Source organism: Alkaliphilus pronyensis (genome assembly GCF_009017275.1).
Taxonomy (GTDB): Bacteria; Bacillota; Clostridia; order Peptostreptococcales; family Natronincolaceae; genus Alkaliphilus_C; species Alkaliphilus_C pronyensis.
Window position 1 is genome coordinate 26,291 of the sequence record NZ_WBZC01000024.1, and the last position, 25,716, is coordinate 52,006.

Consider the following 25,716-nt stretch of genomic DNA (forward strand, 5'->3'; position numbering starts at 1 on the left):
ATATATTTATATTAACGGTTCTTACCCTCTAAAATTGCTGCCCTCTCATGTGCCCTATTAATTAAGGCTTTTTTATTAACGATATGTCTTTCTTGTATACCACGGGCTATTTCACCTAATTCATCAAAGCAAGTGGCGGATATGAAAACTGTGTTTCCTTTAATCTCTTTAACTCTAGCTTCAATTGTAACAGTAACCCCTTGTAGAGTAGGTTTTTCATGGGATAATTCTATTTTTTTAACTACTGAAACAAAGCCCTCTGGAATATTTTTACCAACAAGCTGAACTGCTGCCTCTATCATCATTGTAACCAGAGATGGTGTTGTAAATAAGGTTTCCATCCCCTCTCTACCAAAGCTAACACTACTATCATAATAATCAACCTTCTTTTGTATTGAATGGGTCATACCTTCCTTTAAGTTTATCTCTATCATATGACGGCCTCCTCTGTGTATAATTATACTTTTATATATATTAAAATATATCATATTGCAGGGTGTTGAGCCAGTAAAAATTCATAAAGAAAACTTAGTTCTTAGGTGATGTTTTGAGCTATTTAAGTTTTCTTAGCTTAGCTACTAATAAAGTTACAGAAGGTAATCCGTATAAAATTGGTAATGTGTAGAATGGAAATACATTGTCTAAAAAATTAGTAAGCTGGGGGCTTCCTTCTACTGATATCAGTGTCAGAATTATCAATGCTATTGTAACAGGTAGTACGAAAGGTCGGTGATTTTGCTTTTTAAAAAGCTTAGAAAATGAAAAAATTAAAATATACATAAAGACGGATAATTTAACGAAGTTGCCTGCTAAATTAACTGAAACAAACAATACATCATACCTTCCTATGAAATCACTTGGGCTTATATATCTAACAAGGGTATAAAATGGGCTTATTAAATGCTGGCGAAGGGGACCAAATACTGCTGTGTAGAAAAATTCATTAATAATCCCACCTATTCCGATCAAAATTATAGTTATCATAGAGTATTGAGTTATTTTTTTTTGCTGTTTGACATTTGGAACCAAAAACAGTATAAACATTATTTCACCCGCCCATGCAAGTGGTGCTAAGCTAGACCGTATTATGTTATTAAACCCGTCATCAAAAACAGGTTGTAGGTTCTCAATATTAACTTCAGGCATATTCATAAGGAACAGTACAAAAAGTGTTCCAAAGGTTATTAAAAAAATAAACTGCCCTGAACGTGCAACACTTTCAATTCCATTATGTACAGCATATACCGAAGGAATAATTATTATTAGTACTACTATTAACAGAGGCGTTCTGGGAAGTAATGATATTTTCGTAAAAGTTGAAATTTGCCATATAACAAAGCTTGTTGTATGTAATAACCAAATAAAAAAAATAGCTATTAATATTTTCCCTATCCATATACCAAACACATTTTCTACACAGCTAACAAAGTCTTTTTCAGGAAATTTTTTAGCCAATGCTCCTATTACTAAGCTCAGTCCGAGGCCACCAATTATAAATATAACTGCTGCAATCCACGCATCCCTAGGTGCATGTCTACCTATTAAAACAGGAAGGGTTAGTACAGCAGTACCCATAATTGTCCAAAACATAATGCTAATAAGTTGTCCTCCATCTATTACTTCTTTCCTCAAGCTATTCACCTACTTAATACTTTTTCTTATAATAGGCTTACTTATAAAATCTGTTCCTATTATTTTTGCATCTACCTTTACAACTATATCAATATCCTGGTATATCATATCCCAGTTATCTCGATAATTTTTCCAGATATCAGGTTCCTTTGCATGAATAAATCTGCCAATGCCTAAAGCATCTGAACCAAGTTTCTGCATCAAACTAACTGAACTTTTGATTTCTTCTTCTGCAACTTTAGAAAATTTCTCCTCCAAATCCTTTAAGGCCTTATCGCAGAAATCTGTATATAAATGACTTTCTGCAATATTCCCTTTAAGCTTCACATCGTATTTAATACCTACTCTATCTGAATTTGTAGTTAAGCTTCTATTCACTTTAACCTGATTATATGCATAAGTAATATTTTCATTATTAATTTCAGTAGCAAACGTATCTCTGTTTGCTAAACCCTTAAGTATTTTAAATCCTTTTGTGTCTTCTCTATCTAGTATTCCAACCATTTTATCCTTGTGGAACAATGCTGTCTTATTTATAATTACTGCTTTATCGACATTATATTTTACTACTTCTGTAGGAGTAATGATTTCTATGATTGGAGCCCATGCATCCTGCCCCTCTGTAACAACATCTTCTGCAAATTTTTTTATATCTTTATGGTGAAAACGATCTCCTTCTTGAGAACCTTTTTCAAGGATAGCAACGATTTCGTCAGCAACACCATCTTCAAATTCAGGAGATGCAGCTAAAGAATTAGAAACACGTCCATTAGATATTACAATATAGTTTCTCAGCCTAAGGTCTCTCTTTCTAAGTAAATAATCTAGAGTTTCCCCTACCCCTCTTTGAGCCAATTTTTCTCCTAGGATGATAATTTTATTATCATCTAAAAATATGAATCTGGGAACTCGTACTGTAAACTTATTGATAGCCTCTTCTAAGCTCTTTCCTTGTGATCTTGCCACCCAAGGCTGTGCTTCCATCTGTGATCCACCTTCTTCCCCATCCTGAGTTTGTTCTCCTCCCGAAGACTGTTTTGTAGCAATGAAAAATATCTCATATTTGTCGCTATCATTTATGGGTATATCTATAGCCAATGCATCCGTCAGCAATAGTTCTTCAGTCTCCCTACGGTCCCAACAGCTACACAGCAGTACTAACATAAAAGCTATACTCAATGAAGTTTTAAGTATTTTAAACATTATTTTTTGTCACTACCCTTCCACCATCGTTGACGTATTTTATTGGATTTAGCTGTTTGTGTAGGCCTCTTTTTCATGAACTGAATGGGAACTCTAATAATAAAATCCTTCCAGTCGGATAGAGATAAAGGGCTGATAGGAGAAAGGTAGGGCACTCCAAAGCTTCTTAATTGAGATATGTTAACTAGAATTATTAAGCTTACTGCAATAATTCCAGGTATTCCTAAAATACCCCCTGCAAATAAAACTATAAAGGTTAATAATCTGTAAGCATTGGTTGCTTCAGTAATAGGGATTGTAAATGAGCATATGGCCGTAAGAGCTACAACTATTATTGAAGGAGGTGATACCAATTTTGCACTAACTGCTGCCTGCCCAATTACCAGTGCCCCAACTATACTTACCGCTTGCCCTACAGCTCTGGGAAGACGTACCCCTGCTTCTCTTAGTATCTCAAAGGCAAACACTAACATAAACATTTCTAGAAATATTGGAAAAGGAAGCTTTTCCCTTGCATCAGCCACTGCTTTTAACAACTTATTAGGAATCATTTCGTGATGATATGAAAATATAGCTACATACAATCCAGGCAATAAAAGGTTAATGTTTAAAGCAACAACTCTTAAAATTCTTGCAAAGCTTGCTGTAAGATACTTAGTACTATAATCTTCAGCCGACTGGATAAACTGAGTTATAACCGAGGGAGCAATTAAGACAAATGGTGAATTATCCATAAGCACTACAACCCTTCCTTCTAATAGACAACTGCAAGCTCTATCTGGTCTTTCTGTAGTATAGCTTGTACTAAATAATGAAAAAGTGGAATCGTCTATCATCTCTTGAAGCATGCCTAAATTTATTATCCCATCAATGTCAACTCTTTCAATCCTTTGCCTAACCTCCTCCAACAAATCCTCCAAAACTACACCTTCTATATAGGCAATATTAATTTCCGTATTAGTTATCCTACCTTTAGTAATCTTTTCTATCTTTAACTTAGGATTTTTTATCATTCTTCTTACTAAGGAAGTGTTTGTCCTTATATTTTCAACAAATCCAGCCTTCATTCCCTTAATAACAGTTTCTGAAGCAGTCTCCTCAACGGCCCTCTCCTTCCAACCTATGGCCTCAACAGAAAAAGCAACACTCTCATTTTCTATTAATATACCTATACCTCCAGAGATAATTTTCATTACTAATGAATCTAGGTCTTTTTCAATATCTACACTTCCAACTGTAAGAAGGTGATTGTATACCCCTTCATGTATTGATGCTACTTCATCTTTTTCGAATTCGAATTTAATTAATGGCTTAAGAATGTTTTCCGATACAAAAGTAGGATCCACCATACCGTTGATTAAAAAAATATAGGCATTAATCCCCAATCCATTTATTATTTTTATAGGGCGATACTCTACATCACAGCATTTAGATAGCTTATTTTTAATGTAATCTATATTTTCAACAAAATCCTTAGAAAACATATTTGTATTTTTTGATTCATCAATTTCCTTTAACTTTTTTTTGTTGTTGCGAAAAAGCTTACTCATATTAGCACATCACTCCACTCCACAGTAAAACTTGATTCTATTATTCTCAAACTATCAAACAATAATGTATAGTAATTAGTAGATTTACTCAATAAACCATTTTGGTTTTTTCCGACACTGTTTTGTGAGCATATCTTACTATTAAATGTAATAACAAAAAAGCCCGTAGAAAATCTACAGGCCAATCTCATCCTATATTTATTTATCTCAGCGACGTTACTTACACTTAATAGATTTGCCTCCATCACATCAACATAAGCTAATATACCTTCTTAGCCTGCTGATATTCCTGTACAATTCTTAATGCCTCACCAAATCTTTGGAAGTGTACAACCTCCCTTTCCCTCAAAAAGCTTAAAGCATCCTTTATGCCTGGGTCATCTGTTAATTTAATTAAATTTTCATAGGTGGACCTAGCTTTTTGCTCTGCTGCCATATCCTCATGTAAATCTGTTATTGGGTCTGCATGGGCTTGAATATAGCCAGCTGTCCATGGCACTCCATTTGCATCGGATGGAAATAAGGCCCCATCTCTAATAGCGTAAAAGGAACCCAAATTTGCAGCCTCCAGCTGTTCAACTGTAGCATCCTTTGTTAACTGATAAATCATTGTTGTTATTATTTCAACGTGGGCCAGCTCCTCTGTACCTATGTCAGTTAATAGTGCCTTCGCTTCATTGGTTGGAATTGTATAACGCTGATTTAAGTATCTGATTGCTGCTGATAGCTCGCCATCAGGTCCTCCGTATTGGGTAAGTAAATATCTTGCCATCTTCAAATCACATTTACCTATTCTTACTGGATATTGTAGTTTTTTTTCGTAAATCCACATTTTTTTCCCCCCTTAACTAATATTGTTCTTCCCAAGGCCATGGGCTTTCAAGCCAACGCCATGGATATTGACTTGGAGAAAAACCAAAATTTAATAAAGGCCCATATTTCATTTCATACTCATGCTTTAGGGTTGCTATTAGATTTGAATAATGATTAAATTCCATTAAAGCTTTTTGATCATACATATGGGTATCTAAATATAGTTGAAGCTCAACAGCTGCAAACTCTGCCTCTTGTATTTGTAGTAATAGTTCAGCCCTTTCATTCATTATTCTTCTCCCCCCATCCTATTGGCCTTTGGCATATATGGCTGATACAGCTCAGGAAACAATGTACCTTTTCTTAATGCTTCTGCTGTCGTAGGAAATGTTATAGGACATTGCTGGTAGGGTACATAAGCATGTGCCATCATAACACATACAGGCATAAAGGGTATTGGATAAATTCCCCTATGTGTTCCCATCATCCTCTGTTGATTATAGGGATCCATATGATACATTTTTTTACTCCTCCTTAATTTTCTAAATAAATGTGTTACAATATTTTATTCTTTTATTAGAATTTGGTTACCTTGAAAAGAAGGAGCAATATTAAATGGTATAAAAAAACACCAGAAATATATTCTGGCGTTTTACTGTTTTCTTATCAATTAAATTACTTCAGGTTCAGGATATTCTATACCATAAGTATCTACTGTCATTTCCTTAATTCTTTGGTCTTCAACTGGCTTGTCTCTAAAATCCCTGTCCACAGCTACTATTTCATCTGCTGACTCTATTCCTTCAATTACCTTTCCAAAGGCTGCATAATCACCGTCTAGGTGGGGGGAATCAGCCACCATAATAAAAAACTGTGATCCTGCTGAGTTTGGGTTTTGGGCTCTTGCCATTGATAAAACACCCTTTGTGTGCTTTAAGCTATTGTCGAAGCCATTACCATTGAATTCGCCCTTTATTCCATAGCCTGGGCCTCCAACACCCATTCCTTGTGGGTCTCCACCTTGAATCATGAAGCCTGGAATTACCCTATGAAAAATCAAGCCATCATAAAAGCCTTTTTTAACTAAAGAAAGAAAATTGTTTACTGTATTAGGTGCCACTTCTGGATATAGCTCTGCCCTCATTTGCTTACCATTTTCCATTGTTATTGTTACAATAGGATTTTGCTTACTCATTATATCAACCCTTTCAAATTTTTTTTAATACATTATCTATAATTCCTCCGCCAAGACATTCTTCACCTGAATAGAAAACAACTGCCTGTCCAGGTGTTACTGAGCTTTGGGGTTCATCAAAAACCACTTTAACAGTAGATTCAGAGGTAATATAGATAGTAACCTCTTTATCCTTTTGACGGTATCTGAATTTTGCAGTACAGGAAAATGGTCCAATAGGTGGCTTACCACTAATCCAGCTTACATCTGTTGCCAATAATCCCTGTGAAAAAAGTGCAGGATGATCTTCCCCTTGTACCACATATAAAATATTATCCTTTAAGTTTTTACCTGCTACAAACCACGGCTCTCCTGTGCATGCACCACCTATACCTAAGCCCTTTCTTTGTCCAATTGTATAATACATTAATCCATCATGCTTCCCTTTAACTTCACCATCTAAGGTTCGCATTTCACCAGGCTGGGCAGGTAAATAATTACTTAAAAACTCCTTAAAGTTTCTTTCTCCAATAAAGCAAACCCCTGTACTGTCTTTTTTCTTAGCTGTTGCTAAATTGTTTTGTAGTGCAATTTCCCTAACCTTAGATTTTTGAATATCTCCTATTGGAAACATTGCCTTAGATAGCTGATATTGATTCAAGGCATTTAAAAAATAAGTTTGATCTTTATTATTGTCTAATCCTCTAAGTAGCTTATGTTCACCATTTACCTCTTTTATTCTGGCATAATGCCCAGTAGCTAAATAATCAGCTCCTAGCTTTAATGCATGCTCTAAAAAGGCTTTAAATTTTATTTCTTTATTACACATCACATCTGGATTAGGTGTTCTTCCTTTTTTATATTCATCTAGGAAATAGGTGAATACTTTATCCCAGTATTCCTTCTCAAAATTTACTGAGTAATAGGGTATTCCAATTTGCTGACAAACTCTTCTTACGTCTTCATAATCCTCTGAGGCAGTACAATAACCAAACTCGTCGGCTTCATCCCAATTCTTCATAAAAACACCAATAACCTCGTAGCCTTCTTCCTTTAATAAAAGAGCAGCAACTGAAGAATCTACTCCACCGGACATACCAATTACAACTCTTGTATTTTTTTTGCCTTTATTCATCTGTGAATCTCTCCCTTAAAAAAAGCCTTTATATAATGTAATTTATCATACATATTCGGTTTGACATATTAAGGCCTCTATAAACTTCTTCCTGCCAAATATCCTGTAATTCCATTGGTAATTTAGTTGTTTCTTCAAAGCCAAGCTTCTTGTATAAGTTATACGCCCAAGGAGCATTACTATAGCAAATTAATGATACTATTTTACTTTCAGATAAAAAAGGATTATGCTTTACTAAAGATGATCCTATACCTTTTTTGTGATGTCTAGGGTCAACAGAGATTTCTTCTAAATGACTATATTCACTATATTTTCGCCATGCAGCATATCCTAGTATTGAATTATTTTCTTCATAAACTATTACTATAGCATCTTTTATTAGTTCTAAAAGATTTTCTTCAGTTCTTGGAGACGCTTCCTCCTTTGTAAAACCTGCTTGATAATAGATATCTGTTGCCAATTTTTCTATTTCACAAAGTCTCTTAATGTCTGATGTTTTTCCTTTCCTTAACATAATTATCCCCCTACATCTTTATTTTACCATAATCTGTTGTATTTATTTAATATATGTTTACCTACACTTAAAAAATTTTGGATCTAGCTTTTTTATATCGGAGTAATAAAGCTCTCTATTTCCTTTATATCCGATAGTTTTACCAAAGTATAGAGTTTCTAAAATTTTACGGGTCTGATTACCTACACAGTTATCTTGATGGTTTTGACATTCAACACATGTGTCTATAGTAGCAATAAGGCTCTCCTTCAAACTGTTGTAATCAAAACGTTTTTTATTACATAATGGTATTCTCCATTTTAAATCGGAAATATACTTTTCATTTCTTTCAGCTGCTTTTAAACAATGGCTTAGACAATAAACTGTACATTCACTTTTTGAACAATAATCATTTTTACAGCTGCAAATTCCCTCAATAGTGTTTTGCATTCTTTTTGTATTTATATATAGCCTATCTGCCACTTGCTTAAATGGTGTAGTTTCATTATTCTTAATTTTTATTAGCTTAGTAATCAAATAAAGTAAAGTGACTGCAAGGGTTAATATGAAACCAGCAATTATTTGGGGCTTTAGAAAATATTGTGGAGTAGAGTCCTTTAGTGCTAATAAACCAAAAATAATAAAAATACTTGATGAAATCAGCTTCATAGTAGTTTCTGGTATTCTTTTTCCTAGCTTACTTCCAACCCAAACTCCTATTCCACTTGTAGCAAGCATACCCATTACAGTACCCAATAATATAAAGAATGGATAGGATGCTGTGGTGGCTAAGGTAATTGCTGTTAGTTGGGTTTTGTCTCCAAGCTCTCCAATAAAAAATGCTGCTGCAACAGTTATTATAGGCCCGTAGCTTCTATTACCATCATTTGCTTCAGCATTGTCTTCATCTATCTTTAAAGACCATATACCGAAGAAAATAAAGGCTAATGCAGAAATAAATCTAATAGCTTCTAATGGAACGATGTGGGTTAAATAGGTACCTAAAATAATTGCTAGTCCATGATTTAGTAAGGAGCCAACAAAAACACCCATAAGGACCTTATGGAAAGAATATTTTGATGCAAAAGCCATAGCAAAAATCTGGGTTTTATCACCCATTTCTGCTAAGAAAATAAGTAAAAAGGCTTTAATAGATTCTTGTATCATATAACTACTCCTTTAAATAAAATAAGAGCAGACCTTTAAGTTTAATAGACTAAAAAACCCTAGCCTACTAAACGTAAAAGTCTCGCTCCTTTAGTTCATTCTAAAGTGTATAGAACCAGATCTATAGATCAGTATGTTGACTCTATACGCAGTAATCTGCAGCTACTCCCTTTTAACTATTAAATGCTATCATATTTGGTATAGGCTGTCAAGGACAACCCTCCATTAAGACATATTATAGCTTTTACAAATTACTTAATTATATTCAATAACCCTTTTAACCCATTTTTTTGATGCTACCCTACCAAAGCCTACAACCATCTTAATTATTTCCTCACAAGAAACCAATACAACCACAAAATGTATTGGCAGCCTCCATATGTGGGCACCAATAAACACCATTGGTACTCCAAATAACCAAACACTAGACAGCTCTAAAAACAATGAAAACCTAGTATCTCCACCGCTTCTTAATATACCAATTATAAGTATAATGTTGTAGAACTTAAATGCCATAAATAGTGCAAAAACCCTTAGTATTCTTACTGCGTTTAGACTTACAATTTCAGAAACATTAAAAAGCCTTATAACATATGGTGCCAGTATAATCATTATTATACCAATAATTCCACCTGTTATAATACCCATAGCTGAAAACTTTTTTGCATAATCTACAGCCTTTTTTTCTTGATTTGCACCAATAACATTTCCAATCATAACTGCACTTGCATTCCCTAAGCCCATTCCTATAACTTGAAAAATCCCCTGTATTGTAAGGGCTATTTGAACAGATGCTACTGCCTCTGTACTAATTCTAGCATAGGAAACAGAATACATGCTCATTCCAAGAGCCCACAATGCTTCATTTAATATTACTGGTGTAGTTGTGGCCATTACCTGCTTCAAAAACCCTTTAGATATTTTAAATACTTTAAGACTTTTCACGGCAAGTACTTCATAGCTATGGTATATATATGAAAGTATTAATATGGTTTCTAAAATTCGTGATAATAGTGTAGCGATAGCTGCACCTTTTATTCCTAAGGGTGGTATACTTCCAACTCCAAATATTAAAACAAAGTTTAATAAGGTATTGCCCAGTAAAGAGATGGCGCTTACCATCATAGGTAGCTTTGCGTTACCTGTACTTCTCAATATAAAGGAATATGCAAAGCTTATTCCAGTGAAAACATAGCTAAAGGATACAATTCTTAGGTATTCACTGCCTAATTCTATTACCTTTATATCCTCAGTAAATATTTTTAATATAAACTGTGGAAAAACAGCTGCAGCAACAAAAAACACAAAGCTAAAGCTTAGCCCTAAAGCTAAGGCTAGTCCCAATACCTTTTTTATACTATTTATGTCTTGTTTGCCCCAGTATTGTGCAGTAAATATAGACATACCACTGTTAATTCCAAAAAGTATTAAAACAAAAATAAAGAAAACTTGATTAGATAAACCAACAGCTGCTATTTCTGCTGCTCCTAGGTTACCAATCATTACTGTATCAACTGCATTTAAAGAGGATGAAATTAGATTTTGTAAGGCTATAGGTATTGCAATAGAAGCCATTACTTTGTAAAAGTCTTTATACCTAGTTTTTTGCTGTAGCATTATTGTATCTCCATTCAACTGTGATTCTCCTATAATATATAATAAACCTTTATTTTGAAAAAGTATAGCTTTAACAAATATTTTTATATAGTTTATATCATAGTTGTGATATAATATTATTGCACAGATAAGAAAACTTAAAAAAATCGCTAGGGGCGCTTTAAGCTGAGAGGAATGAATCCAACCCTTTGAACCTGTAGGTTAATACCTGCGAAGGAAAGCGAATTCTTATTAAAACATGTAGAGAATTCCTTTTCATGTTTTTTTGTTTGTCGCTAAATAAAAAAAACTAAAAGGAGTGTTGAAATGTTTAGTAAGCTATTAGAATTAAAACCTGTTACATTGGCTATTTTAGCTGCTTTGCTAATAATAGCTGTAGTTTTTTACATTTTAGGTAAAAACAAAAAAAATATGAAGTTTAATACCCGTATAATTGTGTATGGAAGCCTATGTATTGCATTGTCTTTTGTTTTATCCTACATTAGGCTTTATCGTTTCCCACAAGGGGGAAGCATTACTCCTGCCAGTATGCTGCCTATGTTTATATTTGCCATAATGTTTGGACCACTACCTGGAATAATTGCTGGCTTTTCCTATGGGTTATTAAACACTATACAAGATCCCTTCATAATCCATTGGGCACAGTTTTTACTTGATTATCCACTGGCCTTTGGTGCTTTAGGTCTAGCAGGTCTGTATAAAAAAAATATTGCAATCAGCTGCTTCATTGGTGGCTTCGGTCGCTTTTTTATGAGCTTTTTATCCGGTGTGATTTTCTTTGGCTCCTATGCCCCAGAGGGTATGAATGTTCTATTGTATTCTCTTATTTATAATGGTTTAATAATAGGCTCCGATACACTAATTTGTATTATTATAAGCCTTGTACCACAGGTACAGGCAGCAATTAAACGAGTAAGCTCTGGTAATTTAACTCAGTAAAGCAAAACCTCCAAGGTAGACCCTGTAATTAATTAATTTACAGGTCATCGTTGGAGGTTTTTTATTGGATATTAATTTTAAAAAATTGTATATATTAAACGAAGCATGGGAGAAAAATATTATATTTATTTATACATCTTTAATATTCATTGCCCTCATTGCATTAAATACTGCAATAATTGTAACACCCACATCAGCAAATACAGCCTCCCACATAGATGCTATTCCTGTAGCCCCTAGTAATAAAAAAATAAACTTAACACCCAGTGCAAAAACAATGTTTTGCCATACAATTTTTCTTGTTCTTCTTGCAATTTTTATTCCAGTAGATACCTTAGAGGGTTCGTCTGTCATTATAACTACATCTGCTGCTTCTATTGCTGCATCCGACCCAATTCCCCCCATTGCTATTCCTATATCTGCCCTTGCCAACACAGGGGCATCATTTATTCCATCACCCACAAACACCAGCTTACCCTTGCCAGTATTCCTTTTATCCAAAAGCTCTAATTTATCAACCTTCTGGTGGGGAAGAAGCTCAGCATAAACCTCATCTAGCCCTAATTGATTAGCCACTTTATCAGCAACTGCTTTACTATCACCAGTTAGCATAGCAATTCTTTTTATCTTCATATCCTTTAAAGCCTTAATTGCCTTTATTGAGTCATCCTTTATTTCATCAGCAATTAATAAATACCCCATATATTTTTCATTTATAGCTATGTGAACAACCGTTCCAGTAGCCTTTGAAGAGGGAAGAATGATGTTTGCCTGCTTCATTAATTTACTGTTACCTGCAATAACTCTCATCCCTTTAACCGTTGCTTTAACCCCATAGCCAGCTACCTCTCGATAGTTTTCAATTAGGCTATTATCAATTTCTTTTTTATAGGCTCTTTTTATGGACAATGCAATTGGATGATTTGAGTAGCCTTCAGCATAGGCTGCATATTCAAGTAAAGAGGCCTTATCTATTTCTGCAACCGTCTCTATTGCAGTTACCTCAAAGACTCCCTTTGTTAGGGTTCCAGTTTTATCAAAGACTATAGTTTCGACGTTATTAAGGGCTTCAAGATAATTACCACCCTTAACTAAAACGCCAGCTCTTGAGGCTCCCCCTATTCCTCCAAAAAAGCCAAGGGGAATTGAAACCACCAATGCACAAGGGCAGGATATTACCAAGAAAATCAATGCTCTATATATCCATTCAGTAAAGGTTGCACCATTAACTAATATGGGTGGTATAATTGAAATAACAACAGCTATTCCAACAACTACAGGTGTATAATATCTCGCAAATTTTGTTATAAAGTTTTCCGTCGGTGCCTTTCTAGTGGTGGCATTTTCAACTAAGTCAAGAATTTTAGAAACCGTTGATTCCCTAAAGCTCTTTGTTACTTCAATAGTCAGTAATCCATTTAAATTAATTGAACCGCTTAACACCCTACTGCCTACCCCTACATCTCTTGGTACCGATTCTCCCGTTAGTGCCGATGTATCCAGCATCGAATTACCTTCGACTACTTCACCATCTAGGGGAAGCTTTTCTCCTGGCTTAACAATAATAATATCTCCAACCTGTACCTCCTGTGGTGAAATGGTTTTGGTACCAGCCTCGGTCTTTAAATTGGCATAGTCTGGTCTAATATCCATCAGTGACTCAATAGACCTTCGTGATTTATTAACAGCCATACTTTGAAAAAACTCACCAACTCGGTAGAACAGCATAACTGCAACTGCTTCAGGATATTCTTTTATTGCAAAGGCTCCAAAGGTAGCTATAGCCATAAGAAAATTCTCATCAAATATTTGTCCCCTTAGAATATTGTTACCAGCCTTTAATAGTACCCTTCCCCCTACCAATAGGTAGGAAAGGGTGTAAAGTGCTATCTCTATAGATGTAGGTAGCTTAAAAATAAGTGTAATAGCAAATATTACTGCTCCAATAATTAAGGTTGATTCCTCTTTGATATTGGTTTTTTCTTTAAGTGAAAAGCTTTTATCCTTAGAGCCATTCCCCTCATCTACAATATTAACCTCAGGTTCTATTGCCTTTATTATTTTTGCTGCCTCCCTAACTGCTTCTTCTAATTCTGATTCACTGTAGGCTTCAATTAATAGCCTCTTAGCTGTAAAGTTTACAGCAGCATTTTTTACACCAGATAGTTTACTTAATTCTCTTTCAATTTTAGCTGCACAGTTGCCACAGCTTAAGCCCATTAACAATAGAGTTTTCTTTTTTAATTTAGATATTGTCTTTTCACTAATAACCACATGGGGCTCTAAATTATTAATAGCCTCTTGAGTTTGCTGTAATATTTTATTAATTTCATCTGTATTAGTAATTTCAATTGATAGGGTTTTAGTTATAAAGTTCATATTTGCATTAGCTACCCCGTCTAATTCTTTAACTCTAGCTTCTATTTTAGAGGCGCAATTAGCACAATCAAGGCCCTCTAAAACAAATTCTTTTTTGATGACTTTGCCCATTGTAGTTCCCCCTTACTTCTGTCAAAATTGCTATTTTGGATTTGTGTGTTGTATATGCTCAAAGCCCTCATCAAATATGTTTTTCACATGATCATCGTCTAATGAGTAATATACGACCTTCCCTTCTTTTCTATACTTAACAAGTCTTGCTTGCTTTAATACCCTTAACTGGTGGGATATTGCCGACTGTGTCATGTTTAGTAGGGCTGCAATATCACAAACACACATTTCAGATGCGAAAAGGGCGTATAGAATTCTTATTCTTGTTGTATCACCAAAAACCTTAAACAGTTCTGCAAGGTCATACAATTTTTCCTCCTGTGGCATATTCTCACTTACCTTGTGTACTATTTCCTTATGTATAATATTACAGCTACAGGTATCTAGCTCCTTCTTCTTAATATTAATCACCCTCTTTTTATTATATGAATTATTGTTCATGTGTTCATATATATTTTATAGCTTTTTCATATTTATGTCAATAAATATCTATGGCTATATTTGTGACCTTACTCTAATAGTCAGATAAAGCAATATGGGTATTGGTGCAAATAGGGGTATTGATAGTAAAAAATAAGGAACAGTGGATGTAAGTATGAAATCGAATCTAGGAACAAATAATGGCATAGAAACACCACAAAGCAAACCAATTGGCAGGGCAAATGTTTTAACATCCTTTATGTCAAAAAATTCACTTGTAATTTCGCACATTGCATAATAGGTTAATATAAATTTCATAAAGGTCACGCAATAGAATATAGCAAGAAACAGGGCATCAAGTCTTTCAATAACATCTCCCAGTTCAATCAATCGAATAGCCGAAAAAGGAGGAAAGGTGCGTGTTATTAAAGTAGCCTCATCGAAGGCAGCTATAGATGCAATAGATCTGAGGGTAAGCAAAATGGTGGCAGTAAGAATCGAAAAACACATGTACTTAAGTAGCTTACTTTTACTACTATTTTTTAATGAAATATTTTTATATAAAAATACTATAGGCAATATTTGAGCATATGGAAAATTCATATTAGGAATTGCTCCTAGAAATACTGGTCTAAATCCTTCAGCCATTATTGGCGTAATATTTAAAAAATCCAGCTTAGGAATAAGCAATATAAATAAGCCACAAAACACAATTACGGTTGCAGGTATAAGTAGCTCTATTAATCTTGCAATAGTCTCTAGCCCTAGCTTTACTGCATAAATTGCAGGTACAATAAAAAATATTATAAAAATGGAGCCAGGAGTCTCTGGCATGGTTATTTCTCCAAAGTAATAAACATCAGATATTATTAAGGTGGCTAGGAAATAAAAAAATAAAAAATAATAGATATTTACTATGGCTCCTAAAAACACTCCCCAGTTGTTTTTTATTATTTTAGTCATTGAGTGGTCTTGGTATTGGCTTTGTGGCAGGTAATGACTTAAAACTACTATATAAGCAACAATAGATGCAAATATATTAGAAATCCACACATCATGACCTGCTTCGTTTACACCAGGTAAATAAATAATAATTGCACCACCTAATTGTGCTAAGATTATCAGCAAAAACTGATATAGAGATATTTTAACTGAACTATTTTCACTAATAGACATTATTTCACTTCTTTCATAAATATAAATTATGTAATATTTTTACCAAGCTAGAGCAAATTATTCTTAAGTAGGAAGGAAGTGATTATTATTAAGAAAAATCGTAATAAGCTAAAGAAGCCACAGAAGCTTTCTAATATAGAGGACAGAAAAGAAGAAGTAAGAATTTTTGATGATAATATGACTCAGTTTACCCACCAGCTTCAGGCAAATATTAATATTATTAATGAGTACTTAGGAGAAAATGTGGACTTAGCATGTAGATATATAGATATAAACACCATACCAATAACTAGGGCTGCTATAATTTTCATTAGGAGTATTGCCGATACCCAGAAGCTTGAAGCTACAGTAATAGAGCCTCTTGCCCACAATATCCTTCAAAGCTTAAAAAAAGACAGCTATGATGACTATTCTAAAACAGCCGATGCTGTTAAGGACTTAGTTACTAATAGTGAAGTTGAAGGCATATTTGATGTTAATACCTCTATTGACGCCCTTTTGAAGGGTAATGGTATTTTGTTTATAGATGATAATCCTATTGCATTTAAAATAGGCATAGTTAAGGAAAGCGAAAAAAAATATGCTGATGCAAAAACAGAGAGGGTAATAATGGGGCCTCAGGAGGCCTTTGTTGAGGATATAGAGGCCTTTGTTGAGGATATAAACGAAAACACATTTATGCTGAGAAAGAAAATAAATTCACCCCATTTCATAGTTAAGGAGATTATTATTGGAAGACATTCTAAAACAAAGGTTAGAATAGCTTATTTAGATAATTTAGTTAAATCCTCCATTGTTGATGAGGTTTTTTTCAGATTAGAAAAGATTGATGTAGATGGAATTATGGGGTCATCTTCTGTATCAGAGTATATTTCCGATTCACCAGCAAGCCTTTTCCCAACAATTTTTAGTACTGAAAGGCCCGATAGAATACAAGCTATGCTTTTAGAGGGTAGGGTTGCTATAATAAGTGATGGATCTCCTATAGCTTTAGTGGTGCCTTGTGTTGCAGGAGATTTTTTTTCTACTCCAGAGGATTATTATTTAAATTTTTATTTTACCTCCTTCAACAGATTACTAGGTTATATAGGGGCAATTTTTGTAATGTTTGCCCCATCAATATACATAGCCTTTACCACCTATCATCAAGAATTGCTTCCCACCAGCTTAGCCCTTACTATCTCAGGTACAAGACTAGGTGTACCTTACCCTGCTTTTCTTGAGGCTCTACTTATGGAGATATCCTTTGAAGCCCTTAGAGAAGCAGGAACTCGGTTACCTATCCACGCAGGACAGGCAGTTAGCATTGTTGGTGCCCTAATAATTGGTCAATCTGCTGTTGAAGCTGGTCTAGTTTCACCAACAGTAATAATTGTAGTTGCCTTTACTGCAATCTTTTCTCTTGCTATGCCCTTTAATAATTTTTCAATGGCTTTAAGATTAACTAGGTTTTTAAATATGACCTTAGCAGCCATTCTTGGTATTTACGGTATTATGACAGGTGCTCTCATTATTTTATTAACTCTATTATCCTTAAGAGCCTTTGGTACCCCCTTTATGCTGCCCTTTAGTCCCTTAAACCTACAGGATTTAAAGGACTGGGTATTAAGGTTTCCTCAATGGGCAATTACAAAGAGATCATCATATTTTTCTATAAACCCTCAAAAAAAAGCAGACAACCTAAAGCCAACACCAAGTGACGAAGGGATGAAAAAATGAAAAAAAAGCTTATACTATTAACAATGCTATTTATCGTTGTCTTTACCACCTCATGCTGGAGCAGAAGAGAAATTGAGGATTTAGGCTTTGTAATGGGCTTAGGAGTATCAAAAACCGAGGATGGCTTTTATAGAGTTGTGGCACAGCTGGCAAATCCTAACTATATAGTAGCTGAAAGCCCAGAGCCAACCTCTATATATACTATTATGAAGGCTGAAGGCCTTACTGTTTTTGATGCCCTTAGAAACTTATCAAAGATAGGTAAGAGAAGATTATATATTGCCCATCTTTCAACAATTGTAATACATGAGGATGTTGCAAAGGAGGGTCTTCGTAAAATAATGAGTCTATTTGTACAGGATATGGAGCTTAGGCTGGCATCAAATATTCTCATTAGCAGAGTTCCCCCTGAGGAAATATTCGATACACCCAATAGAATCGCTGCAACTCCTGCAGTTGCCCTAGAAATAATAGCCGATAATTATGGAGCCAATTCAAAAATATATGTTTCTGATTTGCTGAAGGCAGTAGATGCAGCCAGTAATCCATCTATGAATTATGTTACTGCCCTTGTGGAAAAGCTATCACCACCAACTAAAAATGAATTCCCTCAATTAATTTTAAGCAAAATAGCTGTATTTAAAAACGATAAACTGGCAGGGTATTTAGACCATGAGGATGGACAAGCCTATAACTTAATAACAAATAACTTTCAAATTGGTTTGATTGTGTTTGAGACTAAAGATGGCTCCGATAAAATCGTAATAGAGGTTTTAAATTCAGAGGCTAAAATTACCCCTAAGTTCATTAATAATCAGGTTCATTTTGATGTTAAGCTAGAGGTTGAAGGTAGTATTGCTGAACGTATGCCTTTACATCTGAAATACTATCAAATAGATTTTAATGAAATACAGGAGCAGTTTGATATAGTTTTAAAGGATAAGCTTAAAAGGGCTTTTTTTATAGCACAGCAGCACTATAAAATTGATTATTTCAATTTTTATAAGTACTTCTACAGAGAATATCCAAAGGAGTTTAAGGATATGATGGATAATTGGAATAATGTATTCTCAAATGCAAAAATCAATATAGAAATAAATAGTAAAATAGAGCATACAGCCCTTAATAAAAACAGAGGGAGGATATAAAACATAGTGGATGCCGTAATCTTTGTAGTTACTGTTGTAGCTTTGTTAATAGATTACAATAGGATAGAAAATAAAAAGAAGGAAGTAAAATATATTTATATTATCATCGTGTTAGCTGCTGGTGTTATTGCTTTTGCAGAAAGACAAGACTTTGTTCGAGAAATGCTATTTGAAAATCTAATTGAATAGTTATATTTTTCTGGAGTTAAAAAACTATATATAATAATGAAATAGGATACACAACCACTCCCTTTAATACATATAGATAAATATAGTATAAAAGGAATGGAGTGATTTTATGGGTGTATTTACCTCTGAGGCTAGCTTGATTTCTTCTATAATACGTATGCTTATAATAATTATAATACCTATTTTTTTACTCTACTTTATTTCACTACTAAATAAATATGTTAAAGAAATAAATAGAGAAATAGAGAATTATCGCTATACAAAGCAGGAAAAAATGCTGGAAATGATTATTCAAACTGTTGTTAATTCCGTTTGTCAAACTTATTTAGATGATATTTATAGACAAAATAGTAAAATAACCGAAGAAGAAGAATTAATAGCCTACAATATGATTAAAGAAAAGTCTATTAAAATCATAAGTGAAGCAGCTGCAGTAGAGCTGGCAGATAAATATAATAATCTTGATAAATGGCTGGAGAATAAAATCTATTACTACCTATCCATTGAAATATCTTCTTTGCAATCCAGTGATGGCTGTAATGGGGAGGTATTTGCATGAAAATAATAATAGATTCTGGCCACGGAGGAAAAGAATCTGGTGCCATAGCATTTAATACAAAGGAAAAGGACTTGAATATTATTTTTGCTAGCCTATTGGCTGATGAGCTTGAGGGACTAAAGCATTCTGTCGATAGATCCTTGATTAATGATAAATATTATTCCCCCAATGAGTTAGCTGATTATATAAATGGCTCTGGTGCTTCAATATGTGTTTCCTGTCATAACAATGCATTTAATGGTAGTGTTAGAGGCTTTGAGGTAATCCATAGTATTCATTCTAATGGTCAGCTGGCAAAGCTTGTTTTAGATGAGGTTAAAAAAACCAATTTTAAGGTAAGACGGGCATTTAGTAGAAAAAGTACTGTTCCTTCCAATGCTGGAGAAAACTACTATTATATAATTAGACTAACATATCCTATGGTGGAAACTATAATAGTTGAGTTCGGATTTATGGATAATTATGAAGACTTTCAAGCCCTTAATAATCCTGAATGGCAAAGGATGCTCACTAGCGGAGTTGCAAAGGGTATAAGTAGGTATATAGCTTTAAACAGTAAAACAAGTATTATAGGTGAATCTATATTATCTGCCCTCCAGTTAAAAAGGGCCTTAAGGGCTGTTAATAAAAATGTTGATACAGAAATTGTGGATATATACTACCAGCTATCTAAAATATATGGTATTAAGGCAGATTTAGCCTTTATTCAATCTATTTTTGAAGCAAACTGGCTTAGATTTACTGGTGTAGTGAAACCCCGTCAAAATAATTTTTGTGGTCTTGGAGCTACTGGTCCCGATAATCCTGGTCTATCCTTTCCTACAATGGAAATAGGGGTTGAGGCACATTTACAGCACTTATTTGCTTATGCTTCAAAGCTTCCTCTTCCAAGTAATCGAAAGCTTTATGACTCTAGGTTTCATCTAGTGACAAGGGGTAGTGCCCCCAATTGGCAGGATCTTAACGGAAAATGGGCAGTGCCGGGTAAGGATTATGGCGAAAGGATTGTAGCCCTGCAGCAAAGAATATTAGAGAAGCCACAACCACCTCAACAACAAGACCATTGGGCTCAAAAATGTCACGATGAATTAAGGGAGGCAGGCTTACTATATAATAATCATTCCGATTCCTTAGATGAAGCTGCCAGTAAAGGAGTTGTATTTTGCTTGATTAATCGTCTAAGAAGGGAGGTAGCTAAGAATGAGTAGCCTTCTATATATTATCTCAAATCTAATAATTATTGTATCGACGGTAATATTAATAGCCTTTGGTCTTAAACTAATTAGAAGTCTAAATAGGGAGAGTAAGCTTATAGGTAATATTGAATACACCGATGAGTTATTTAATCGTATAGATAGTATTATTTTGGTAAGTGTTATTACAGTTAGTAATACTATGGTCAACAGACTGAAGAATGAAAAAGCATTTTTTCAAAAAGAAAAGGAGGAGGCTTTTGAAGAAGCGAAAAATCGTATTGCTAATATTATAAATACTCAAGATACCCAACACATAGGTGCCTATATAGATAATATAGATGAGTGGATTGATAATAGAATTGAATACTACGTTAGGACATTAAAAACAAGTAATTATGTTTAATAATTAATTTCTGTAAATATTTGATATATTTTATGTTTATATTATAATTTAAGTAATTAAACTTTTGAGGAGGATTATTAATGGCTAGCTTTAGAGAAATAAAACCAGAGGAAATTGAAAAAAATCCATTTCATGCTATTGGAAAGGATTGGATGCTTATTACTGCTGAAAAGGATGGGAAAGTAAACACCATGACGGCAGCATGGGGTGGATTAGGGGTTATGTGGAATAAAAATGTAGCATATATCGTTATTCGTCCACAGCGTTATACAAAGGAGTTTGTAGATGCCTCTAATACATTCTCTTTGACCTTTTTTGATAAGGGCTTTGAAGATGAGCTAACTTATTTAGGCAGAGTATCCGGTAGAGATGAGGATAAAATTTCAAAGCTAAATATGACTGTTGAATATTCTGAAAAAACACCCTATTTTACCAATGCAAATCTTGTGGTTATATGCAACAAGCTTTATGCACAGGATTTTCAAGAGGATTGCTTTATTGATGATGCAGTTGCTTCAAAGGCTTATCCAGAGAAGGATTATCATACCCTATACATAGGAGAAATAACTAAGGTTCTTGTAAGGGACTAGGGAGAGTATTGAAGTAAAGGTGCCCCTATATTATTATATAACTAGATAATATAGGGGCCTTTCTTTATAAAAGTAATATATCTGCTTCTTCACATTTTTTAATCATGTCCTGTGGCCATATAGATGCTTGAACCTCTCCTATATGGGCTTTTTCAAGGAAAAACATGCAGATTCTTGACTGACCTATTCCGCCACCTACGGTATAGGGCAGCTCTTTATTTAGTAGCATTCTATGGAAGGTAAGCTCTTTTTTATCCTCTGCCTTTGCTATTTTCAATTGCTTTACTAAGGCAGCTTCATCTACCCTTATGCCCATTGATGATAATTCTAATGCCATTTCTAAAACAGGATACCAAAATATTATATCTCCATTTAAGATCCAATCGTCGTAATCCGGTGCTCTACCATCATGCTTAGTACCCGATAGTAATTTATCTCCTATTTCCATTATAAATACTGCTCCCTTTTCCTTTGCAATTGCATCCTCCCTCTCCTTTGGTGAAAAGGATGGAAATCTATCCTCCAGCTCTTGAGTTGTTATAAAGAAAATATTATCTGGTAAGGATTTTTTGAAGCTAGGATACAATTTACATACCTCATCCTCTGTTCTCTTGAATACTCTATATATCTTTTCAACAATTTCCTTTAAAGCACTGGATTTTCTTTCTTCCTTTGAAATCACTAGCTCCCAGTCCCACTGATCTACATAAATAGAGTGTATGTTATCAAGATCCTCATCTCTTCGTATTGCATTCATATCGGTATAAATACCTTCTCCCCTGTTAAAGCCATATCTATGGAGGGCCATACGTTTCCATTTAGCTAAGGAATGTACTATTTCAACCTGCTTTCCGCCAACTCCTTTCACATCAAAGGATACAGGCCTTTCAATTCCATTAAGATTGTCATTTGTACCTGTTTCTGGCTCTACAAACAAAGGTGCAGATACTCTTGTTAAGTTAAGCTCATAGGCTAAGGCTGATTCAAAAAAATCCTTTATTTGCTTTATTGCAATTTCTGTTTCTTTTATTCCAAGAGGTGATTTATAACCCTTTGGTACTTTTAATGAATTATTTAGCTTTGTCATATAATTATTCCTCCTTCTTTTTGTTAGGAAACCTAATAGCTTTTTCCATGGCCATGGTTATTCATCTTAGGTTTTTAAATATAAAAAAACCCTTCATCCCTATAGTAAGGGACGAAAGGTTTAACTTCCGCGGTACCACCCAAATTAGTACAATACTCACTTAATCAGTACAGAAGAGCTTCTTCGATACTTACCTGTTTATAACGGTTAGGCTCCGACTAAGCCTACTTTCCAATATGGATTTCGGTTAGCAACTCCGAGATGTTCTTCAAAATAGGCCTCGTACTGGTCTTCCACTATCACCAGCTCGCTTAAACTATCTCCTAAGTCTACTCTTCTCTTCTTCGTCTTTGATATTTTATTAATCTAAATTATATAATACTAAAAATCAGTTGTCAACAATAAATTGCATATTTATTAATTAATATGGATTGTTATAGATAAGCTATTGATTTTAACAAATAATTATAGAATATTTTAAATAATTGATATATTCTATTGTATGTAGGGTATAAATCATAAGACAAAATTTTAGGAGGTTAAGCTATGATACGAATTCAAAACAAATCAACTGATCCACATTTTAATCTTGCATTGGAGGAATATGCTCTAAAAAACATGAATATAGATGATTCAATTATTATTTTATGGCAAAATGAACCCTCTGTAATTGTTGGTAGAAATCAAAATACCATTGAAGAGATTAATAACAGGTTTATAAAGGATAATAACATAAATGTTGTTCGTCGTTTATCTGGTGGTGGTGCTGTCTATCACGATTTAGGTAATTTAAACTTTACATTTATAACTAATAGAGGCAGAGAAAGCACAAAAAACTTTGAAAGCTTTACCCGACCTGTAATTGAAACACTAAAGCAATTAGGAGCTCCTGCTGAGTTCTCTGGTAGAAATGATATAACCATTGATGGGAAGAAATTTTCAGGAAATGCCCAATATACCTATAAAAATAAGCTACTACATCATGGAACAATTTTATTTAACTCTGATTTAACAGTTGTTCAAGAGGCCTTGAATGTACAGGCTGATAAAATAGAGTCTAAGGGTATTAAGTCTGTAAAGAGTCGTGTTATAAACATTTTACCCTACTTAAATAAACCCTTAGCTTTAAAGGAATTTGTTGAAATATTAGCTAACAATATGTTTACCCATTATAATCAACAGCCTAAGGAGTATACTCTAACTGATAAGGATATAGAAGCTATACAAGCTTTAATGGATGAAAGATACAAAAAGTGGGAGTGGAACTTTGGAGAATCCCCCGCCTTTACTATTCAAAAAAAGCGTCGTTTCTCAGGTGGTAGTATAGATATACGTTTAAACGTAAAGGATGGTATTATAAAGGATTGTAAAATTTTTGGTGACTATTTTGGTGAGCTAGATACTAATGATTTAACTAATCAAATGCTTAATCTTAAATTTAATGAGGCTGCTATAGCAACACTGTTGGATAAGGTTGAATTTTCTCAGTATTTTACTCATATTAATAGGGATGAATTTTTAGACTGCTTATTCAACTGATTGTTGATTTTAAATACTTTTTCTGAAAATTTTAGACTGAAAAGGGCTTTTTAAAGTATAAATGATGGATGGTCATTTGACCATCCATCATTTATTTAAAAATATGAATTGGCTTATCAATTGCCCCGTGGGCAGCCTCCATTACTATTTCTGATAGAGTTGGGTGAGGGTGAATTGCCTTTGCAAGCTCGTGGACAGTCCCCTCAAGCTCCATAGTTGTTACAGCTTCTGCAATCATGTCGGTTGCATGGGCCGCCAAAATGTGTACCCCCAGCACCTCACCATATTGCTTATCTGCTACTATTTTTATAAAACCCTCACTTTCTCCTTCTGCTAATGCCTTTCCATTTGCCGCCACTGGAAAGCTACTGGTAATAACATCATATCCTTGCTCCCTTGCTTCCTCTTCTGTTAGTCCAGCAGTTCCCACCTCTGGGAATCCATATATACAGGAGGGTACTTTTTTATAGTTTATACTGGATTCCTTACCCATTATGTTTTCTACTGCTACTATACCTTCGGCTGATGCTACGTGGGCAAGGTTGTATTTTCCATTCACATCTCCAATTGCATATATCCCCTTTATGTTTGTTTCCATCTTTTCATTGGTGACAATTCCATTTTTATCAATTTTAAGACCAATATGTTGAAGCCCATTAACATTAGGAGTGCTTCCTACACTAATTAGTATTTTATCACCCTCAAGAGTCTTCTCTATACCATTATTCTCAATAGTTACAGTATTTCCATTTACCGCCAGTACATTAGAATTAAAAAGTATGTTAATTCCCTTCTTCATCATTAGCTTTGCCATACCTTCTCTTATATCCTTATCTAGGCTACCTAAAATTCTATGGGATCTTTGAATAATACTGACTTCAACCCCTAGTGTGTTAAACAAAATAGCAAATTCAGTACTAATTACACCACCCCCTAGTATGACTAGCTTTTTGGGAAGCTCCTTTTGCTCCAAAAGCTCCTTGCTGGTTATGACAATACCTGACTCAATAGACTCCTTTATACCCTTAATATCTGGTATAAAGGGGGAAGCTCCAGTTGCAATTATTAAATTTTTTGTCCTTAGTGTAGTATCCTTTACCTTTATGGTGTGGCTATCTAGCACCTCACCAAGACCTGAGTACACATCTACACCATTTCCCTTTAAAAGAGCCTTTACTCCACCTGTGAGCTGTTTAACGACTTTATCCTTACGCTGAAGCATTTTAGTCCAATTAATAGTAACCCTACTTATATCCTCTATATCAATACCAAACTCCTTAGAATTCAATATATCCTCATACATCTTCCCACTTTTTAAAAGGGTTTTGGTGGGGATACAGCCCCAATTAAGGCATACTCCACCAATCTCTCCCTTTTCAACTAAGGCTGTTTTTGCACCCATTTGGGCAGCCTTTATGGCAGCCACATAACCCCCTGGGCCTCCTCCTAGTACTACAATATCATAATCCTTCATAGT

Annotated in this window: 26 protein-coding genes, 1 riboswitch and 1 other annotated feature; of the genes, 9 read left to right on the plus strand and 17 right to left on the minus strand. The window is 34.3% G+C overall.

From position 1 onward, the window contains the following. Positions 1 to 11: 11 nt before the first annotated feature. From F8154_RS07625 to F8154_RS07680, 12 genes are all read right to left on the minus strand, one after another. A complete protein-coding gene (locus tag F8154_RS07625; protein WP_192930199.1) occupies positions 12 to 434 on the minus strand; it encodes a thioesterase family protein in 423 nt (140 codons plus the stop codon). Between the two features lie 118 nt (positions 435 to 552). Next, positions 553 to 1,632, minus strand: a complete 1,080-nt coding sequence (locus F8154_RS07630; RefSeq protein WP_151861023.1) for a GerAB/ArcD/ProY family transporter — start codon at positions 1,630 to 1,632, stop codon at positions 553 to 555. A 9-nt stretch (positions 1,633 to 1,641) separates the two neighbouring features. Then, positions 1,642 to 2,835, minus strand: a complete 1,194-nt coding sequence (locus tag F8154_RS07635) for a Ger(x)C family spore germination protein (protein ID WP_151861024.1) — start codon at positions 2,833 to 2,835, stop codon at positions 1,642 to 1,644. Next, the gene (locus F8154_RS07640) at positions 2,835 to 4,385 is read right to left on the minus strand and encodes a spore germination protein (RefSeq protein WP_151861025.1); all 1,551 of its coding nucleotides are present in this window, start codon (positions 4,383 to 4,385) and stop codon (positions 2,835 to 2,837) included. Before F8154_RS07640 ends, F8154_RS07635 begins: the two co-directional genes overlap by 1 nt. Positions 4,386 to 4,644: 259 nt before the next feature. Continuing rightward, on the minus strand, positions 4,645 to 5,217 hold the full coding sequence (locus F8154_RS07645; RefSeq protein ID WP_151861026.1) for a manganese catalase family protein: 573 nt from the start codon (positions 5,215 to 5,217) through the stop codon (positions 4,645 to 4,647). A gap of 16 nt (positions 5,218 to 5,233) precedes the next feature. Continuing rightward, on the minus strand, positions 5,234 to 5,488 hold the full coding sequence (locus F8154_RS07650; protein ID WP_151861027.1) for a spore coat protein CotJB: 255 nt from the start codon (positions 5,486 to 5,488) through the stop codon (positions 5,234 to 5,236). After that, on the minus strand, positions 5,488 to 5,718 hold the full coding sequence (locus F8154_RS07655; protein WP_151861028.1) for a spore coat associated protein CotJA: 231 nt from the start codon (positions 5,716 to 5,718) through the stop codon (positions 5,488 to 5,490). The genes F8154_RS07650 and F8154_RS07655 overlap by 1 nt, the downstream gene beginning before the upstream one ends. Before the next feature lie 150 nt (positions 5,719 to 5,868). Further along, positions 5,869 to 6,393 carry a peptidylprolyl isomerase gene (locus tag F8154_RS07660; protein ID WP_151861029.1) on the minus strand — a complete coding sequence of 175 codons (525 nt, stop codon included), beginning with the start codon at positions 6,391 to 6,393 and terminating at the stop codon, positions 5,869 to 5,871. 13 nt (positions 6,394 to 6,406) lie between these two features. Then, complete coding sequence (gene mnmA, locus F8154_RS07665) at positions 6,407 to 7,507, minus strand: tRNA 2-thiouridine(34) synthase MnmA (RefSeq protein ID WP_151861030.1); 1,101 nt, start codon at positions 7,505 to 7,507, stop codon at positions 6,407 to 6,409. A gap of 28 nt (positions 7,508 to 7,535) precedes the next feature. Continuing rightward, positions 7,536 to 8,021, minus strand: a complete 486-nt coding sequence (locus F8154_RS07670; protein ID WP_151861031.1) for a GNAT family N-acetyltransferase — start codon at positions 8,019 to 8,021, stop codon at positions 7,536 to 7,538. A gap of 57 nt (positions 8,022 to 8,078) precedes the next feature. After that, positions 8,079 to 9,167 carry a TMEM165/GDT1 family protein gene (locus tag F8154_RS07675; protein ID WP_151861032.1) on the minus strand — a complete coding sequence of 363 codons (1,089 nt, stop codon included), beginning with the start codon at positions 9,165 to 9,167 and terminating at the stop codon, positions 8,079 to 8,081. Positions 9,168 to 9,422: 255 nt separating this feature from the next. Further along, positions 9,423 to 10,802, minus strand: a complete 1,380-nt coding sequence (locus F8154_RS07680; RefSeq protein WP_243141204.1) for an MATE family efflux transporter — start codon at positions 10,800 to 10,802, stop codon at positions 9,423 to 9,425. Between the two features lie 123 nt (positions 10,803 to 10,925). After that, positions 10,926 to 11,020: riboswitch (TPP riboswitch) on the plus strand. A gap of 70 nt (positions 11,021 to 11,090) precedes the next feature. Between F8154_RS07680 and thiT the strand changes: the two genes are divergently transcribed. Then, entirely contained in the window at positions 11,091 to 11,723 is a 633-nt protein-coding gene (gene thiT, locus F8154_RS07685; RefSeq protein ID WP_151861033.1) for an energy-coupled thiamine transporter ThiT, read from the plus strand. A gap of 129 nt (positions 11,724 to 11,852) precedes the next feature. On the opposite strand, the gene F8154_RS07690 is transcribed toward thiT, so the two are convergent. The 3 genes from F8154_RS07690 to F8154_RS07700 are packed head-to-tail and all read right to left on the minus strand — an operon-like array spanning position 11,853 to position 15,809. Next, the gene (locus tag F8154_RS07690) at positions 11,853 to 14,213 is read right to left on the minus strand and encodes a heavy metal translocating P-type ATPase (protein ID WP_151861034.1); all 2,361 of its coding nucleotides are present in this window, start codon (positions 14,211 to 14,213) and stop codon (positions 11,853 to 11,855) included. Between the two features lie 30 nt (positions 14,214 to 14,243). Beyond that, the gene (locus F8154_RS07695; protein WP_151861035.1) at positions 14,244 to 14,654 is read right to left on the minus strand and encodes an ArsR/SmtB family transcription factor; all 411 of its coding nucleotides are present in this window, start codon (positions 14,652 to 14,654) and stop codon (positions 14,244 to 14,246) included. 54 nt (positions 14,655 to 14,708) lie between these two features. Next, positions 14,709 to 15,809 (minus strand): GerAB/ArcD/ProY family transporter, encoded by a 1,101-nt coding sequence (locus F8154_RS07700; RefSeq protein ID WP_151861036.1) that lies wholly within the window; start codon positions 15,807 to 15,809, stop codon positions 14,709 to 14,711. Between the two features lie 78 nt (positions 15,810 to 15,887). On the opposite strand from F8154_RS07700, the gene F8154_RS07705 reads away from it, so the two are divergent. The 7 genes from F8154_RS07705 (at position 15,888) to F8154_RS07735 (ending at position 21,613) form a co-directional block, all read left to right on the plus strand. Beyond that, positions 15,888 to 17,528 (plus strand): spore germination protein, encoded by a 1,641-nt coding sequence (locus F8154_RS07705; protein ID WP_151861037.1) that lies wholly within the window; start codon positions 15,888 to 15,890, stop codon positions 17,526 to 17,528. After that, positions 17,525 to 18,676 carry a Ger(x)C family spore germination protein gene (locus F8154_RS07710; protein ID WP_151861038.1) on the plus strand — a complete coding sequence of 384 codons (1,152 nt, stop codon included), beginning with the start codon at positions 17,525 to 17,527 and terminating at the stop codon, positions 18,674 to 18,676. The genes F8154_RS07705 and F8154_RS07710 overlap by 4 nt, the downstream gene beginning before the upstream one ends. 6 nt (positions 18,677 to 18,682) lie before the next feature. Next, positions 18,683 to 18,865, plus strand: a complete 183-nt coding sequence (locus F8154_RS07715; RefSeq protein ID WP_151861039.1) for a hypothetical protein — start codon at positions 18,683 to 18,685, stop codon at positions 18,863 to 18,865. A gap of 109 nt (positions 18,866 to 18,974) precedes the next feature. Continuing rightward, on the plus strand, positions 18,975 to 19,424 hold the full coding sequence (locus tag F8154_RS07720) for a hypothetical protein (RefSeq protein ID WP_151861040.1): 450 nt from the start codon (positions 18,975 to 18,977) through the stop codon (positions 19,422 to 19,424). Next, complete coding sequence (locus tag F8154_RS07725) at positions 19,421 to 20,632, plus strand: N-acetylmuramoyl-L-alanine amidase (protein WP_151861041.1); 1,212 nt, start codon at positions 19,421 to 19,423, stop codon at positions 20,630 to 20,632. The genes F8154_RS07720 and F8154_RS07725 overlap by 4 nt, the downstream gene beginning before the upstream one ends. Beyond that, positions 20,625 to 21,023 (plus strand): hypothetical protein, encoded by a 399-nt coding sequence (locus F8154_RS07730; protein ID WP_151861042.1) that lies wholly within the window; start codon positions 20,625 to 20,627, stop codon positions 21,021 to 21,023. Before F8154_RS07725 ends, F8154_RS07730 begins: the two co-directional genes overlap by 8 nt. Positions 21,024 to 21,103: 80 nt before the next feature. Continuing rightward, positions 21,104 to 21,613 (plus strand): flavin reductase, encoded by a 510-nt coding sequence (locus tag F8154_RS07735; protein ID WP_151861043.1) that lies wholly within the window; start codon positions 21,104 to 21,106, stop codon positions 21,611 to 21,613. Between the two features lie 64 nt (positions 21,614 to 21,677). Here the strand turns inward: F8154_RS07735 and asnA are convergent, their stop codons facing one another. Then, the gene (gene asnA, locus F8154_RS07740) at positions 21,678 to 22,700 is read right to left on the minus strand and encodes an aspartate--ammonia ligase (RefSeq protein ID WP_151861044.1); all 1,023 of its coding nucleotides are present in this window, start codon (positions 22,698 to 22,700) and stop codon (positions 21,678 to 21,680) included. A 104-nt stretch (positions 22,701 to 22,804) separates the two neighbouring features. Continuing rightward, positions 22,805 to 23,054, minus strand: a binding site (T-box leader). A gap of 192 nt (positions 23,055 to 23,246) precedes the next feature. Here asnA and F8154_RS07745 point away from each other — a divergent pair. Next, positions 23,247 to 24,239 (plus strand): lipoate--protein ligase, encoded by a 993-nt coding sequence (locus F8154_RS07745; RefSeq protein ID WP_151861045.1) that lies wholly within the window; start codon positions 23,247 to 23,249, stop codon positions 24,237 to 24,239. A 91-nt stretch (positions 24,240 to 24,330) separates the two neighbouring features. On the opposite strand, the gene lpdA is transcribed toward F8154_RS07745, so the two are convergent. Beyond that, positions 24,331 to 25,713: a dihydrolipoyl dehydrogenase gene (gene lpdA / locus F8154_RS07750; RefSeq protein ID WP_151861046.1), complete on the minus strand. Its 1,383-nt coding sequence runs from the start codon at positions 25,711 to 25,713 to the stop codon at positions 24,331 to 24,333. Positions 25,714 to 25,716 lie beyond the last annotated feature (3 nt).

Excerpts from the sequence above, each read along its gene's own strand:
- F8154_RS07735 (WP_151861043.1), top strand. The coding sequence starts at position 21,104 with ATGGCTAGCTTTAGAGAAATAAAACCAGAGGAAATTGAAAAAAATCCA.
- F8154_RS07645 (WP_151861026.1), bottom strand. The coding sequence starts at position 5,217 with ATGTGGATTTACGAAAAAAAACTACAATATCCAGTAAGAATAGGTAAA.
- F8154_RS07635 (WP_151861024.1), bottom strand. The coding sequence starts at position 2,835 with ATGTTTAAAATACTTAAAACTTCATTGAGTATAGCTTTTATGTTAGTA.
- F8154_RS07640 (WP_151861025.1), bottom strand. The coding sequence starts at position 4,385 with ATGAGTAAGCTTTTTCGCAACAACAAAAAAAAGTTAAAGGAAATTGAT.
- mnmA (WP_151861030.1), bottom strand. The coding sequence starts at position 7,507 with ATGAATAAAGGCAAAAAAAATACAAGAGTTGTAATTGGTATGTCCGGT.
- lpdA (WP_151861046.1), bottom strand. The coding sequence starts at position 25,713 with ATGAAGGATTATGATATTGTAGTACTAGGAGGAGGCCCAGGGGGTTAT.
- F8154_RS07670 (WP_151861031.1), bottom strand. The coding sequence starts at position 8,021 with ATGTTAAGGAAAGGAAAAACATCAGACATTAAGAGACTTTGTGAAATA.
- F8154_RS07695 (WP_151861035.1), bottom strand. The coding sequence starts at position 14,654 with ATGAACAATAATTCATATAATAAAAAGAGGGTGATTAATATTAAGAAG.
- F8154_RS07655 (WP_151861028.1), bottom strand. The coding sequence starts at position 5,718 with ATGTATCATATGGATCCCTATAATCAACAGAGGATGATGGGAACACAT.
- F8154_RS07725 (WP_151861041.1), top strand. The coding sequence starts at position 19,421 with ATGAAAATAATAATAGATTCTGGCCACGGAGGAAAAGAATCTGGTGCC.
- F8154_RS07660 (WP_151861029.1), bottom strand. The coding sequence starts at position 6,393 with ATGAGTAAGCAAAATCCTATTGTAACAATAACAATGGAAAATGGTAAG.
- F8154_RS07745 (WP_151861045.1), top strand. The coding sequence starts at position 23,247 with ATGATACGAATTCAAAACAAATCAACTGATCCACATTTTAATCTTGCA.
- F8154_RS07720 (WP_151861040.1), top strand. The coding sequence starts at position 18,975 with ATGGGTGTATTTACCTCTGAGGCTAGCTTGATTTCTTCTATAATACGT.
- F8154_RS07675 (WP_151861032.1), bottom strand. The coding sequence starts at position 9,167 with ATGATACAAGAATCTATTAAAGCCTTTTTACTTATTTTCTTAGCAGAA.
- F8154_RS07690 (WP_151861034.1), bottom strand. The coding sequence starts at position 14,213 with ATGGGCAAAGTCATCAAAAAAGAATTTGTTTTAGAGGGCCTTGATTGT.
- thiT (WP_151861033.1), top strand. The coding sequence starts at position 11,091 with ATGTTTAGTAAGCTATTAGAATTAAAACCTGTTACATTGGCTATTTTA.
- F8154_RS07700 (WP_151861036.1), bottom strand. The coding sequence starts at position 15,809 with ATGTCTATTAGTGAAAATAGTTCAGTTAAAATATCTCTATATCAGTTT.
- F8154_RS07730 (WP_151861042.1), top strand. The coding sequence starts at position 20,625 with ATGAGTAGCCTTCTATATATTATCTCAAATCTAATAATTATTGTATCG.
- F8154_RS07650 (WP_151861027.1), bottom strand. The coding sequence starts at position 5,488 with ATGAATGAAAGGGCTGAACTATTACTACAAATACAAGAGGCAGAGTTT.
- asnA (WP_151861044.1), bottom strand. The coding sequence starts at position 22,700 with ATGACAAAGCTAAATAATTCATTAAAAGTACCAAAGGGTTATAAATCA.
- F8154_RS07625 (WP_192930199.1), bottom strand. The coding sequence starts at position 434 with ATGATAGAGATAAACTTAAAGGAAGGTATGACCCATTCAATACAAAAG.
- F8154_RS07710 (WP_151861038.1), top strand. The coding sequence starts at position 17,525 with ATGAAAAAAAAGCTTATACTATTAACAATGCTATTTATCGTTGTCTTT.